Here is a 13770-nt window from a genome sequence, read left to right as displayed (position 1 = left end):
TTTTTAAACAAAGTTAAAAGGCTTTTAAAAAAGAAATGCACGGCTTTGAAAGGCTTATGCACGATTTTGGCTGAGGAATGCACAATTTTTTCAGAAGAATGCACGATTTTCCAACTTAAATGCACGAATCCAGAAATTGAATGCCAGAGTCCCTGCAATTGTGCCCAAGTTCAGTTGTAAATGCACACTTTCAAAAGCAGACAAGCCTTCCAGTGACAATGATGGCGCGGGTGAGCAAAGGGGGGGGAAATCCTCCAAAGACCGGTCACACCGAAACAGCTGCCATTTTATTTCACTTGTTTAAATCCTAAGGTCTCCAGGGCTTTACGCATATTGGCCTGTGTTTGGATGTCCGTAAATCCAATACCTAGTCCGACAATTGTTTGAGCGATTTCAGGACGCAGGCCGGTTAGAATACTTTCAACTCCGGTAAGCTTTAACGCGCTAATAATCTTCATAAGTTGGTCTGCAGCCATTGTATCGACGATTGGCACACCGGAAACATCAAGGATAATATGATTTAATTGGAGCTCTGTTCCTGCGTTAAGGGAAACCTCCATAATTAGTCTGGAGCGGCGGGCGTCAATTTCGCCAACAATTGGAATTACGGCAATTCCTTTTGAAATGGGTACAACGGGAACCGATAATTCATCCAAAGCTGTGTACGCTGCACTCATAAGATGGTGATTATGCCTTTCGTAAACTTCACCTATGACATTGCAAACCTGATCAATCATGGGATCAATAATTTTTGCAATATCAAGCATGGTTTTTGCAGCAAAGTCACGCAGTTCTAACTCCTCTGTGAAAACGTCCCATAGGACAGACCTGTAATAGGAAACAGCACGAATTGATCCGCTTAATGGGACCTCATACCGGAGGGCAAATTCTGCAGCTTTTATTCCCCAGTTATCAAGACGCTGGGAAATATCAGTCTCATCACCATTCAATGCTTCTCCTAAACAATGAATTATTTCTGCCCGAATCTCTCTTAATTCATTTAAAGGCATACCGGCATTTCGGAGACTTTGGGAGTAGTTGTCATTTAGGTGTTCCTCAAGTTTTATGGCCAGCCTTTTACTATCTTGAATAAGCTTTTCGCCGAAATATTTTAACTCATCTTTCATTGACTCAAACCCCTTTACTTGCTTATATGTATAAAAAGTAATTTATTTTTGAACTAATGAATTTCATTATAGTATGTAATTACTGAAACAGGAAGTTTTTGCCGGTTATAAACGGAAAAATTTAATCATACAAGCTTAAATCGGACATTTTTTAAAACATATGTTATATTAATATTTAAAAAATTCACAAACATCTGTGTTAGGGAGGATGAGTAGATGCCGACTGGTTTAAAAACAAATGACAGCAGCCTGCCGCTGCGCAGGGATGTAAAAATGCTTGGTAATATACTGGGCGAAATCCTAATCTATCATGGCGGCGAGGAGCTTCTTGATAAAGTTGAAAAAATAAGAGCATTATGCAAGATACTCCGCACGCAAAAACACCAGGAAACGTATGACGAATTAAAGCAGGAAATTGCCATGCTGACTCCGCCAATGCGTCAGCAGGTTATCCGTGCTTTCTCCGCTTATTTCCATTTAATTAATGTGGCAGAACAAAATCATCGAATCCGCAGGCGCAGGGAATATCAGCTTCAATCGGAAGTAAATGCCCAGCCTGGATCGATTGAAAGTGCGATTTTGTCCTTAAAAGAAAATGAAATTACGAGTGAAATAATTGAAAAGGTAATCAACAGTTTATCTTTGGAACTTATCATTACAGCCCATCCAACCGAGGCAACAAAACGTTCCATTCTTGAGATCCAAAAAAGGATTGCTAATATCCTGAAACAGCTGGATTCTCCAATTCTCTCAAAAAAAGAAAGAACAAAATTAGAAGATAGCCTGTTTAACGAGGTAACTGCTCTCTGGCAAACTGACGAATTAAGACATAACAAACCTTCAGTCATCGATGAGGTCCGTAATGGCCTCTACTATTTTGACCAGACGCTGTTTGAAGTACTCCCTGAAATCCACCAGGAGGTAGAAGAGAGTCTGAACATGCATTACAACACCAATAAGTGGAAGGTTCCCGAGTTTCTTCGTTTTGGATCATGGATCGGAGGCGACAGGGATGGTAATCCAAATGTCACTCCAGCTGTAACATGGGAAACCTTAAATAGGCAGCGAAGGCTTGTTTTAAAAAAGTACAAGGAAGTTTTAACTGAATTAATGAAGCGTTTCAGTCACTCGCACCTCCGAGTATCTGTGCCAGCTGCTTTTATTGAAGCTCTTGAAAAAGACGAGCAGAAGTACTTAACTGAAGATAAACGCTGGACAATCGAATCTGAAGTCTACCGACGCAAGTTTGCTGTAATGATTGAACGTCTTCGCAATGTTGGTAATTCGGAAATTGGATACCAAAAAGCCGAAGAAATGCTTGAGGATTTACTTATGATTCAAAAAAGTATTCGCCAGCATCATCCTGTAAATCATGAACTCAAAATGCTGAACAAGCTGATCCGCCAGGTAGAATTGTTCGGATTCCATCTTGCCACACTTGATATCCGCAACCATAGCGGTGAGCATCAGGCAGCTGTTTCCGAAATCCTTCGTAAAGTTCGGATTACAGACAAATATGAAGAATTAAGTGAAAGTGAAAAAGTAAGCCTGCTCGACGGCCTGCTGAATGATCCGAGACCGCTTCTATTAATGAATGAAGACTATTCTCCGGAAACACAGCAAATGATTGAAGTTTTCCAGCTTATCAAAAGAGCTCATACTGAGTTCGGAAAAAGATCAATTACCGTTTACCTTGTCAGCATGACACAGTCGGCCAGCGATTTGCTTGAGGTTTTGCTTATGGCAAAAGAGGCAGGGATTTATCGTCTTCATGCGGACGGTTCGATTGAGAACGATCTGAATGTAGCCCCTTTGCTTGAAACCATTGATGACTTAAAAGCAGGTCCAAAAATAATGGAGACGCTGTTTAATCTGCCAGTATACCGAAACCACCTGAAAACACTGGGCGACCATCAGGAAATCATGCTGGGGTATTCCGATGGAAGTAAGGACGGAGGAACTTTAACAGCTAACTGGAAGCTATATAAAGCTCAGCTTGAAATTCATGAAATGGCTAAAAAATATAACATCAGCCTGAAGTTTTTCCACGGCCGAGGCGGTTCCCTTGGAAGGGGCGGCGGTACACTGCACCGAAGCCTTTTGTCTCAGCCGGCAGAAACCCTGGGTGATGGAGTCAAAATTACCGAGCAGGGAGAGGTTTTATCATCAAGATATTTGCTTGAAGATATTGCATACCGAAGTCTCGAACAGGCAACATCAACATTGATTCTCGCAGCAGCTAAGGTATCTAAGGAATCAGAGCAGGGGCATATCCGGGATATCAGATGGGAGGAGGCAATGGAGGAAATCTCTGAAGTCTCACTTGTAAAATATCAATCCCTCGTGTTCGCTGATCCTGACTTTTTGGTTTACTTTAATCAAGCAACACCACTAAAGGAATTAGCGGAATTAAATATTGGCTCTCGCCCAATGAGCAGGAAGAACAGCGCTCAATTTGAGAACCTGAGAGCTATTCCATGGGTATTTGCCTGGACGCAGAGCCGCCAGCTTTTCCCTGCCTGGTATGCAGCGGGAACTGGCCTTGAAAACTTTGCTGCAAAGAATCAAGAAAATCTGGTTTTACTGCAGGAAATGTACAAAGAATGGCCATTCTTCCGCTCAACAGTGGATAACCTGCAAATGGCTTTAATGAAAGCAGACCTTACAACGGCAAGCGAATATTGTGCCCTTGTAGAGGATAAAGAAATAGCCGACCGTATTTTCAATAATATTGTGGAAGAATACAACAAAACCAAGTCCATTCTCCTGCAAATATCACAGGTTGAAGAGCTGCTTGACCACACGCCGAATATTCAGGATTCAGTCCATCGACGCAATCCTTACGTAGACCCTCTGAATCATATACAGGTTGAACTGATTAAGGAACTGAGGAACACAGAAGAAATCGATGATGAACTCATGACCCAGGTTCTCTTAACAATCAGCGGAATTGCTGCAGGACTTAGGAATACTGGCTGATACAAGAGGAAAGCCGCGGACTTGATTCGTTAATAAACAGTTATAAAAAAAGGATCTATTCTGCTATGAATAGATCCTTTTTTTAATTTACAGTATCTGCCTTATAACTTGAATTTCCTTTCTTAAAAGGGAAACCTCTTTTACCAGCTCTTCCAGAAGGCTCTCCAGCCGGGAATTTTTTTGTTCAGAAGAAGTACCTTCTGCCATTCCTTTAACTGCATTTAAAACTTCCTTGTTGCCTGCAATGGTTCCTGCCCTTTTAAAGATGGAGCCCATATCCAGTGCTGGCTGATTTTGAAGCAATTTTAGAAGCCATATTTTTGAGCGGCTCCGCATTTACTTTTGTCTTCAGTCCTGTTGATTTCCCTCCATCCTGTAGATTAAGTAAATTCATTTTTAGTAAATCTGCCAGCTGAGTAAAATCTAAATTAGGTGCAGATTCCTCGTCATTTTTTTTTGGCATTTCTGATTCCTGCATAATAATATCAATCTCCATTCTGAAATTTTCATAAAGTATTGCTTACTAGTTGTCCTTATATTGTATGAAAACCCAGTGACTTTTGAGCCGCTAATAAGACCTAAAGGAAGAATGGGCTTATTTTTCCGCAAGAAGAAAGCCCTGGAAAAGAAAATCTTCCAAGGCTCCCTGTGAAAATGTATTGCAACATGTTAAAAGTCAACCTATTTTCATTGGATTAACAGCCCAAAATTGTACAAGCTGAAACTTTAAGTGCATTTTCGGTAGTGTCACTTCCAGGGCTTAAAAGACTTACTGAAGCCATGCTACTAAAATCAGCACTACAACAAGATAATCCACTAATCCTAATTCCATTACATATCCCCCCTTTCGGCTTGGAGTATGTAATGTTTTAACCTTACATTAACATAGTATGAAAAAAATGAGACAAGCAAAAACACCTGTCCACTTATTGAAAAAATGGGCGAATTATTTTTTAATAAATTTCGACAAAAAAACAAATAATGGAAAAGCCAAATACAACATGAAAGAGGATTAAGATGAACATTTGGTTTAACCGATGGTTTACCACTGCAGCCCATTTTATTGAGTTAATAAGAAATAACCCGGAAAGTAGAAAGTTCACTATTTATGGAACCCATTCAAACCTGGATGCCTTGTATCTGCAGGTTTGCGATTTCGCCTATTCGGAGCCTGATGTGGAAGGTGAGGAATACATTGATTTTTGCCTGGATTTTTGCCAAAACCACCAAATAGATATTTTTATCCCAAGGACAGAAAATGTTTTAATCTCTAAACGACTTGAAAAATTTCATTCCATCGGAGTCAAGGTGCTTGTCTGTCCTGATTATGAGCTAATGAAGGTGCTTGATAATAAAGTAAAGGCTTATCAAGTTGTTGGGGAGAAAACGAGTATAAGGATCCCTGAGTATTTTGTTGTTAATAATGCAGAAGAATTTAAGGATGCCTATCAAACATTAAGAGAGCGGGGACGTACTGTCTGCATGAAGCCGGCCGTGGGCGAGGGAGCCTGCGGGTTTCGAGTCATAAAGGAAAATATTGATACGGTCGAACAATTGATTGGCGGAGGGAATGGATACCGTATTCCTTATCCATATGCCTTTGAAATATTAAGCCAGAAGGAACATTTTTCTGATTTAATCGTAATGGAATTCCTTGAAGGAACGGAGTATAGTATAGACTGCCTGGCTTCAACGAAAAAATTATTTACAGCCGTCCCGCGCATGAAAGGGGACGGCAGAGTTAGGGAGCTTATTGAGAACCATGAGCTGATCCAGCTTGCTCATGAATTTTACAAGGAATTCAGGCTTCCTTATGTTTTTAATATCCAGTTTAAATACTCGATGGGAATTCCGAAACTGTTGGAAATTAACCCTCGAATGAGCGGAGGCCTTCATATTAGCTGCCTATCCGGTGTGAATTATCCCTATCTGGCCCTTAAACTGCTTCTTGGAGAAGAAATTAAAAATTTAAGTCCACAATTTGGCATCCGTGCAAGCCATTTGGAAAAAGAAATGATATTAGATTCAAAAATCATATAAAGAAAATAGCCCTGGATACTCCTCCAGGGCGATGGATTTTAATCGAAGGTTTTAAATTTAAGCCGGTTGATTTTCGTTTGAATTTCCTGCAAACCGATTCGTTCTTCATTAAAAGTCAACTTCACTTTTACATAATCAAATAGTATGGTAACATTCTCAATTCCGTCTTCCTTCTGAATGCCACGTTTGACTTTTTTCAAACAAGAGAGACACCCGAACTCTTCCATTTTTATAGTCGCAAAGCCCATTAGAAATTCCCCCTTACTTTCTTTCATATATTAAATATAATAAATTCCCATCTAAAAAGATGTAATTTACAATCACAACTATAGGAGAAACATAAGCTAAAGTTTCGTCAATGTAGTGGATAGTCGATTTATCTTCGATCTTCCAGTTTTACAGCCATCAGCCTGTAATGGCCAGGTTCAAGTTCATTAATAATCGCATTCATTCCCATAGCGCTAAAACCAGCAGCCATTGGCTCTCCCCGGTGTGGAAGGTGAACTTCAATCACTGTACCGACCGGTGTGCTTTTTACAAAATCAAGGATTTCCTTTCTTGGATGCTCTCCCCGTAAAACACTTTCTCTTACATCAATAATTGCTCTAGTGCCGTCCATTTGAAATTCCATATGATATCCTCTCCATTCATTTATTGAAAGTTTCTAACTCAACCATAATAAAATTTTTGGTCAAAAGAATTGATTTAAATCAATGTTTTGCTTTTTTCTTTTCTAAAAACAGGAGAGTTCACGAAATAGACAAAAATGGAGACTGGATTCTAAAATAAACAAAAAAAGAACAGGCTCTTTTGAAGGCCTGTTCCTTATTTCGATATTAAGATTTTCATAATTTCCTAATCGATAAGAAAAACTAGGGTAGCCGCCAAAAGGGAATTGGCGAATACAGGTTTTTATCTTAAAATGTCTTCAATATGGTTGATTGTATCCTGGCTTAGTTTAACGCCTGATGCTTTTACGTTTTCTTCAAGCTGCTCAGGACGGCTTGCTCCTACAAGAGCACTTGCTACTGCCGGCTGGCGGAGAATCCATGCTAATGCCAGCTGTGAAAGGCTTAAGTTGTTTTCAGCTGCAACACCTTTTAAATTTTCCACCTTATCAAGATTCTCGTCGTTTAAAAGTCCAAACAGGGAACCAAGATTTTTCTGTGTGGCACGGCTTCCAGCAGGCGGTTCTGATCCTTTTTGGTATTTGCCAGTGAGCACTCCCTGTGCAAGAGGAGAGAAGACAACCTGTCCAATGCCATGCTTTTCACTGACTGGCAGAACTTCTTTTTCAATATAGCGGTTAAGCATGCTGTATTGAGGCTGGTTTACAACAATTCGGTCAAGAAGTCTCTTATCTGCCAAATGTACAGCTTCTGAAATCTGTTCTGCTGTCCATTCGCTTACGCCAACATATAAAACTTTACCCTGTCTGACAAGGTCGTCGAGAGCGCGAAGAGTTTCTTCTAAAGGGGTTTCAGGGTCGTAGCGGTGGCAATAATAAATGTCAACATAATCCGTATTCAGCCGCTTCAAGCTTGCATTACATTGTTCAATCACATGCTTCCTTGAAAGGCCTCTGTCATTAGGGCCATCACCCATTGGCCAGAATACCTTTGTAGCTAATACATAAGAGTCACGGGCATAATTTTTAAGAGCTTTACCAACAACAATTTCTGCTTCCCCACGAACATAAACATTTGCAGTATCAATAAAATTGATGCCAAGGTCAAATGCTTTATCAATCGATGCAACCGCATTTTGTTCTTCGACGTAACCGCCGTATGTAAGCCAGCTGCCAAGACTGATTTCACTAACCTTTAAACCTGTTTTTCCCAAGCGACGATATTCCATCCAACCACTCCCTTATTAAATTTAAGAAAATCCGGCAGGAAAAAGCCGAGTTTTTCGAATCTTCAAATACACAATACTACGTTTTTCGAAATAATTCCATTAATTGCTTTCAGTAAATTGTGAATTTTTTTAGCCGGTGATTTTTAATTTTCTTGCTGTGGTCATTTGCTGGAGTATTTCATGATTAAGATGTCTTGCCATTTCAAGGGTAAGATCCAGAACTTTTTCAAGTCCTGCTTTAAAACCTTGTTTTACTGCAAGTTCATCGCATTTTATTTCACTTTCCAGATCATTCATGCCTGCTTGAACAGGATACTGGATATGCCCCAATTCATGCCATAGAATGGCTTCCTTTATATCCGGGTCTTTGCAGAATTCGGGATAATCGTACACAACAATAAACCAATCATACCTGGGATCCAGTGATTGATAAAAAACAGTTAACAATCTAGGATCGATACCGAGAAGCTGAAGCCACCGTTCATTTTTTAAGCTAAAGGATGTAAGAATGCTTTGCTTATTTTCTAAAATAGCTACTTTTCCTGAAAGTCCGTACTTACTGCAATCCAATTCTTCGCATATACAAATCAAGCTAAGCTCTCCTTTGATTGGAATATTCCTTAACCATTATTAAATATATGGGGAGTTCTTAATCAGGATTCTTAGCTATATATAGTTTTTATAGAAAAAACAAAAGCGGCAACATTCTTTGGTTTTAAAAAAATATGCAGTGGAAATGTGTAAATAAAAAAAGGAGGCGATTCTATGAAGGTTGTTGTGTTTGGTGCGCATGGCGAAATAGGGGAGCATGTTATCAAAAAACTAAAGCAGAAGAAATACCAATCCCTTGCTGTTGTCGGGAAAGAGATGCAAATGGAAGGGGCTAAAAACCGTGGAGCTGATGAGACAGCTGTTTTTGAAGAAATGAGGATGGAAGACTTTCTTGACGGAGGCTGCACGGTCATTTACTTGTCTGATGTGAACCAAAAAGCTCAAAGTGATAAAACAGTGCTTATAGACCATGATGGTTTGGAAGAAACGGTGAAGAAAGCGAAGGAGAATGGGGTACACCGCTTTATTATGCTAAGTGCTGTTAAGGCACATGAAAATACAGAAGAACCCGGAAATCCTTCAAGAATTGGAGGAAAGCATAAAGCTGATGAGTATTTAAGGGAATCTGGATTGAATTATACCGTTATTTTACCTGGGAAGCTGACAGACCAGCCGGGGACAGGAAAAATTTTGGTATCTGAGGCCGGAAGGGGTGAAAGGGATGAAATCTCCCGTGATGACATTGCGGCTGTACTGGTAGAAGCCATTGAAATCGAAAATGTTTTTAATAAAACGATTAGTGTAACAGCAGGAAAGAAGGAAATTGCAGAGGCATTGGCAGATTTTTAGAAAGAGGGGCGAGAGAAATTGCATTTAACAGATTATCTGGTTATCGCACTATTTATGTTTATTGCTGTCATTTTCATTGTGCCGATTGTGCTTGGAATCTATCTTTACTTCAAGGATGACAGACAAAAGCAGCATTCCATTCTAAGAAATTTTCCAGTGATAGGGAAGGTAAGATATATAACTGAAAAGATTGGGCCGGAGTTAAGACAGTATCTATTTAATAATGATAATGAAGGAAAGCCTTTTTCAAGAAAAGAGTATCAGGACGTTGTAAAAGCAGGTAAATATCATCAGAGATTAATTGGCTTTGGATCAGTCAGAGACTTTGAACAGGCAGGGATGTATATACGCAACACGCTTTTTCCAAAACTCAGGGACGAAATGAAGGTCGATAACTCTCAAAAGATAAAAACGAGAGTGTACAAGGTAGACGGGGACAATCTTTTAACTAGAAAAGAACATAGCGAGGAAAAGCTTATTGATCCATATTATTTGCCCGAAGACGAAGCGGTTGTGCTCGGCGGGAAAACGTGCAGAAAACCTTTTCAGGTTAGGGGGCTTATCGGCCAGTCAGCAATGAGCTACGGTGCTCTCGGGGAAAATGCAATCACCGCTCTCTCTAAAGGTCTTGCCCTTGCAGGGGGTACCTGGATGAATACAGGCGAAGGCGGGCTGTCCGATCACCACTTAAAGGGAAATACTGATATTATTATGCAAATTGGACCAGACCTGTTCGGTGTACGAAAACCCAATGGCGAATTTTCCTGGGAAGAATTTAAGCGGAAAAGTGAAATGGATGTAATCAAGGCATTTGAATTGAAGCTTGCTCAGGGTGCTAAAACGCGCGGAGGGCACGTTGAAGGGGAAAAGGTAACAGAGGAAATTGCGCGAATCCGCCTAGTAGAGCCAGGCAAAACAATCAACAGTCCAAACCGATTCTACGAGTTTGGCGATACTCCAACCATGTTTGACTTTATTGAACAGCTAAGAAGCATCGGTGGAAAACCAGTTGGAATCAAGATAGTAATCGGGGATTTAGATGCCTTGGAAAATATGATTTCCTACATGAAGGAAAGCGGAAAGGGACCCGATTTTATTACAATTGATGGTGGTGAGGGCGGAACCGGGGCAACGTTTCAGGAGCTTGCTGATACAGTAGGACTGCCAATTAAATCTGCTTTGCCAGTCGTTGATGAAATGCTTAAGCAATACGGGGTAAGAGACCGGGTAAAACTTATTGCTTCTGGTAAACTTATTACCCCGGATAAAATTGCAATAGCTCTTGCCATGGGGGCAGACCTTGTGAATATTGCGCGAGGTATGATGATAAGCGTTGGGTGTATTATGGCACAAGTTTGCCATACTAATAAATGCCCTGCAGGGGTTGCCACAACAGATAGAAAACTTCAGGATGCCCTTGTAGTGGATGAAAAGTTTTACCGAGTCTGCAATTATATAGCTTCTCTCCGTGAGGGACTATATAATTTGGCTGCTGCTGCGGGAATTGACTGTCCTACTAAATTTGAAAGAAAGCACCTTGTTTATAAGGATGAATTTGGACGTGTATTCCCGATGGAAGATATTCTGCGTTCGGCTAAAAGAACCCAGCTGCAAAAAGAAGGATAGAATTTTCTTATTGAAAGCAGATTTAGATTAGTAATTTTTTAATAAAAGTTATATTATAAGAGTTGATAAAATGTCCAGGCACATTAATTCATTTTTAAATAGGGACGTGGAAGAATATATGAACGCTGTATCAACTCTCGTTGAATACTTAAAAGAAAACAATAGTAAATTAGCTGATGAGATTGTTGACCAGATCATTCATAAATTTGGGTTTGATGTACCAAAAGAAGATATTGATCAAGCTAAACAGATGTATGGAGAGTTTCTTGAATTCCTTGCCGACTCCATTGATTGCAAGGAAGGTTCTGTACCTGAAGAGTTATCGAACTGGAGCAAGCAAAATGGCCAGGCTGCAGCCTCTCGGGGAGGAAAAATTTCGTCTATTCTGATTCGTTATCCTGATACCAGGATGGTTTTTTCTGATTTTATGCTGGATCTTGGGGTTAAGTTTGATTTGAATACAAAAGAAGTAGTCATGCTTCTTAAAAGAGTAAACCACATGCTCGATATAAGCTTAAATGAAACCGTTTTTGCTTATGAGCGATCATATGACGAATTTATTAAAAACGCACAGGCAGAAATCAATGAGCTTGCCTCACCGATTGTACCCCTTCATGAGGGAATTGCTGTATTGCCTCTAATTGGTTCTATTGATATAGACAGAGCAAGACATCTCTTAGATAAGGTAGTTCCTAAAATAGCAAACCAGCACGTTGAATGCCTGATTCTCGATTTTTCAGGCATTGGTAACATTGATACTAATATAGCGAGACATATTTTTATGATATACGATGTACTTCGTTTGCTGGGAATAAGGATTATTTTTACCGGCATAAGACCAGACCTTGCACAGCATGTAGTAGGTGAAGGGATTAACTTCACATCCTTTGAAGTCTACGCTAATGTGAAGCAAGCAATCGAAAGCATTTAAACGCCCGCTTTATTGCGGGTTTTTATCAAGGGTTAATTAACTGAATTTTTAGAATATAAAACAAAACAAAGGGTGGTGGGGAAAGTGACAGTTTTTCAATATGAACTTTTTGATGGAATGGGACTTGCCGAGCTGATTAAAAAAAAGGAAGTAAAAAAAGAGGAGGTCATTGAGGCAGCAACAGCTAAAATAGAAAGAATCAATCCTGAACTAAATGCCGTTATTCATAAAACATACGAACATCAAAAAGTGGAATCCGAGAATGCTACACCCTTTGCTGGAGTGCCAATTCTTTTAAAGGATATCATACAGGAAATTAAAGGAGAACCGATTACCTCGGGTTCACGGGCATTACGCGGATATATCGCAAAAGAGGATTCTGAATTTGTTTCAAGAATGCGAGGTACAGGAACGAGGTTCTTAGGGGTGACCAATGTACCTGAGTTAGCATTAATGGGTATTACAGAACCTGTACATTACGGCCCGTCAAGAAATCCCTGGAATACGGACCATACACCTGGAGGTTCAAGCGGCGGTTCAGCTGCTGCTGTTGCCTCGGGAATGGTACCTATAGCAGGAGCAAACGACGGAGGAGGATCGATTCGGATACCTGCCGCATTTACAGGGCTGTTCGGATTAAAACCGTCCAGGGGAAGAACCCCTGTTGGTAAAAGACTGGGGAGGCACTGGCAGGGGGCATCGGCCGACCATGTGTTAACGAGGACAGTCCGTGACAGTGCCTACATGCTTGATTTATTAAAAGGGCATGAAAAAGGGGCTGCCTTCCATGCTCCGCCATTTGATCATTCCTATCTGGAAAGCATGAATAAGGAGTTTAACCGGCCCATGAAAATTGCCTTCTCAGTCGCGTCGCCGATTGGGACGGAGGTTCACCCTGAATGCAAAGAGGCAGTAATGAAAACAGCTAGATTGCTTGAGGGTATGGGTCACGAAGTAACAGAAAAGAATGCTCCGGTTGATGGTCAAAAGATTGCGAAAAGCTATATTACCATGTATTTTGGTGAGGTAGCAGCTGCACTGGCTAGCATGGAGGAAATACTCGGCCGCAAGGTAACCCGGATGGATGTTGAACCAACCACATGGCTGCTTGGGTTGCTTGGAAAAGTAACCTCTGCTGAAGAATGGGTATTGAGCCTTCGGGAATGGGATATTGCTTCATATGCAATGGAAAGCTTTCATGAGAATTTCGATTTTTATGTTACTCCTGCCACCGCGTTCCCTGCATCAAGGATTGGTGAACTTGATCCAAGCCCTTCTGAAAAAAGGCTGATCAGTATGGTTGGGCGATTTGGACTTGGAGGACTTGTGAAGAAGGCTGGGATAGTTGATACCATAATAGAGAATAGCCTGAAACGGACCCCGTTTACCCAGCTTGCGAACCTAACCGGCCAGCCCGCTATGTCGGTTCCTTTGCATATGACCGCAGATGGACTCCCGATAGGCGTCCAATTCATGGCTGCAGGAGGAAGAGAGGACTTATTATATCAAATGGCAGGAACTTTCGAGCAAACCGAGTACTGGCAGGACGTGAAAAAAAACCCTATGTTTCTGAAGTAAAGGTTACAGAGATGTTAGGGATGCCAGGGATGGGCATAAATGATCAATGTTGTGCATTCTCGCTATAACTTGTGCAATCCTTATTTTTGCTGGGCATTTCTTTTGGGGATTCGTGCATTACTTGAAAGAATTCGTGCATTACTTGGAAAAATTCGATTGAGTCCATATAATTGTGTAAAAAGAAAGAGTCATTTTATTCACTCTTGGCAACACTGTTTTCAACGACGATAA

The 13770-nt window shown here is 40.6% G+C and carries 13 protein-coding genes; 6 read left to right on the top strand and 7 right to left on the bottom strand.

Annotation, left to right across the window (positions count from 1 at the left end; genetic code table 11):
* Window positions 1-287: 287 nt before the first annotated feature.
* Complete coding sequence (locus G8761_RS19010) at window positions 288-1127, bottom strand: STAS domain-containing protein (protein ID WP_166029548.1); 840 nt, start codon at window positions 1125-1127, stop codon at window positions 288-290.
* 216 nt (window positions 1128-1343) lie between these two features.
* Here G8761_RS19010 and ppc point away from each other — a divergent pair, with 216 nt between their 5' ends.
* Window positions 1344-4106: a phosphoenolpyruvate carboxylase gene (gene ppc / locus G8761_RS19005; RefSeq protein ID WP_166029547.1), complete on the top strand. Its 2763-nt coding sequence runs from the start codon at window positions 1344-1346 to the stop codon at window positions 4104-4106.
* 87 nt (window positions 4107-4193) lie between these two features.
* Here the strand turns inward: ppc and G8761_RS19000 are convergent, their stop codons facing one another.
* Both G8761_RS19000 and G8761_RS18995 read right to left on the bottom strand, forming a co-directional pair.
* Window positions 4194-4409: a hypothetical protein gene (locus G8761_RS19000; RefSeq protein ID WP_166029546.1), complete on the bottom strand. Its 216-nt coding sequence runs from the start codon at window positions 4407-4409 to the stop codon at window positions 4194-4196.
* Window positions 4366-4569 carry a hypothetical protein gene (locus tag G8761_RS18995; RefSeq protein ID WP_166029545.1) on the bottom strand — a complete coding sequence of 68 codons (204 nt, stop codon included), beginning with the start codon at window positions 4567-4569 and terminating at the stop codon, window positions 4366-4368. The genes G8761_RS19000 and G8761_RS18995 overlap by 44 nt, the downstream gene beginning before the upstream one ends.
* Window positions 4570-5123: 554 nt before the next feature.
* Here G8761_RS18995 and G8761_RS18990 point away from each other — a divergent pair.
* Complete coding sequence (locus G8761_RS18990) at window positions 5124-6146, top strand: ATP-grasp domain-containing protein (RefSeq protein ID WP_166029544.1); 1023 nt, start codon at window positions 5124-5126, stop codon at window positions 6144-6146.
* Window positions 6147-6184: 38 nt separating this feature from the next.
* On the opposite strand, the gene G8761_RS18985 is transcribed toward G8761_RS18990, so the two are convergent.
* The 4 genes from G8761_RS18985 to G8761_RS18970 form a co-directional block, all read right to left on the bottom strand.
* Entirely contained in the window at window positions 6185-6394 is a 210-nt protein-coding gene (locus G8761_RS18985) for a heavy-metal-associated domain-containing protein (protein WP_166029543.1), read from the bottom strand.
* 128 nt (window positions 6395-6522) lie between these two features.
* Window positions 6523-6777, bottom strand: coding sequence for an amino acid decarboxylase (locus G8761_RS18980; RefSeq protein WP_166029542.1), 255 nt, complete (start codon window positions 6775-6777; stop codon window positions 6523-6525).
* 281 nt (window positions 6778-7058) lie between these two features.
* Window positions 7059-8003, bottom strand: coding sequence for an aldo/keto reductase family protein (locus G8761_RS18975; RefSeq protein ID WP_166029541.1), 945 nt, complete (start codon window positions 8001-8003; stop codon window positions 7059-7061).
* Between the two features lie 129 nt (window positions 8004-8132).
* Window positions 8133-8594 carry a hypothetical protein gene (locus tag G8761_RS18970; protein ID WP_166029540.1) on the bottom strand — a complete coding sequence of 154 codons (462 nt, stop codon included), beginning with the start codon at window positions 8592-8594 and terminating at the stop codon, window positions 8133-8135.
* A gap of 174 nt (window positions 8595-8768) precedes the next feature.
* Between G8761_RS18970 and G8761_RS18965 the strand changes: the two genes are divergently transcribed.
* The 4 genes from G8761_RS18965 (at window position 8769) to G8761_RS18950 (ending at window position 13539) form a co-directional block, all read left to right on the top strand.
* Window positions 8769-9404, top strand: a complete 636-nt coding sequence (locus G8761_RS18965) for an NAD(P)H-binding protein (RefSeq protein ID WP_166029539.1) — start codon at window positions 8769-8771, stop codon at window positions 9402-9404.
* A 54-nt stretch (window positions 9405-9458) separates the two neighbouring features.
* Window positions 9459-11030 carry an FMN-binding glutamate synthase family protein gene (locus tag G8761_RS18960; protein WP_207789278.1) on the top strand — a complete coding sequence of 524 codons (1572 nt, stop codon included), beginning with the start codon at window positions 9459-9461 and terminating at the stop codon, window positions 11028-11030.
* Between the two features lie 118 nt (window positions 11031-11148).
* A complete protein-coding gene (locus tag G8761_RS18955) occupies window positions 11149-11961 on the top strand; it encodes an STAS domain-containing protein (RefSeq protein WP_166029537.1) in 813 nt (270 codons plus the stop codon).
* Window positions 11962-12078: 117 nt separating this feature from the next.
* Window positions 12079-13539 (top strand): amidase family protein, encoded by a 1461-nt coding sequence (locus G8761_RS18950; protein ID WP_166029620.1) that lies wholly within the window; start codon window positions 12079-12081, stop codon window positions 13537-13539.
* Window positions 13540-13770: the final 231 nt, after the last annotated feature.

The sequence above is a fragment of the Neobacillus terrae genome, assembly GCF_011393025.1.
Lineage (GTDB): Bacteria > Bacillota > Bacilli > Bacillales > Cytobacillaceae > Neobacillus_A > Neobacillus_A terrae.
Note: the sequence above shows the minus strand (reverse complement) of the source record. Positions and strands in the feature narration are given on the sequence as shown.

Excerpts from the sequence above, each read along its gene's own strand:
- G8761_RS19010 (WP_166029548.1), bottom strand. The coding sequence starts at position 1,127 with ATGAAAGATGAGTTAAAATATTTCGGCGAAAAGCTTATTCAAGATAGT.
- ppc (WP_166029547.1), top strand. The coding sequence starts at position 1,344 with ATGCCGACTGGTTTAAAAACAAATGACAGCAGCCTGCCGCTGCGCAGG.
- G8761_RS18995 (WP_166029545.1), bottom strand. The coding sequence starts at position 4,569 with ATGCCAAAAAAAAATGACGAGGAATCTGCACCTAATTTAGATTTTACT.
- G8761_RS18990 (WP_166029544.1), top strand. The coding sequence starts at position 5,124 with ATGAACATTTGGTTTAACCGATGGTTTACCACTGCAGCCCATTTTATT.
- G8761_RS18985 (WP_166029543.1), bottom strand. The coding sequence starts at position 6,394 with ATGGGCTTTGCGACTATAAAAATGGAAGAGTTCGGGTGTCTCTCTTGT.
- G8761_RS18980 (WP_166029542.1), bottom strand. The coding sequence starts at position 6,777 with ATGGAATTTCAAATGGACGGCACTAGAGCAATTATTGATGTAAGAGAA.
- G8761_RS18975 (WP_166029541.1), bottom strand. The coding sequence starts at position 8,003 with ATGGAATATCGTCGCTTGGGAAAAACAGGTTTAAAGGTTAGTGAAATC.
- G8761_RS18965 (WP_166029539.1), top strand. The coding sequence starts at position 8,769 with ATGAAGGTTGTTGTGTTTGGTGCGCATGGCGAAATAGGGGAGCATGTT.
- G8761_RS18960 (WP_207789278.1), top strand. The coding sequence starts at position 9,459 with ATGTTTATTGCTGTCATTTTCATTGTGCCGATTGTGCTTGGAATCTAT.
- G8761_RS18955 (WP_166029537.1), top strand. The coding sequence starts at position 11,149 with ATGAACGCTGTATCAACTCTCGTTGAATACTTAAAAGAAAACAATAGT.
- G8761_RS18950 (WP_166029620.1), top strand. The coding sequence starts at position 12,079 with ATGGGACTTGCCGAGCTGATTAAAAAAAAGGAAGTAAAAAAAGAGGAG.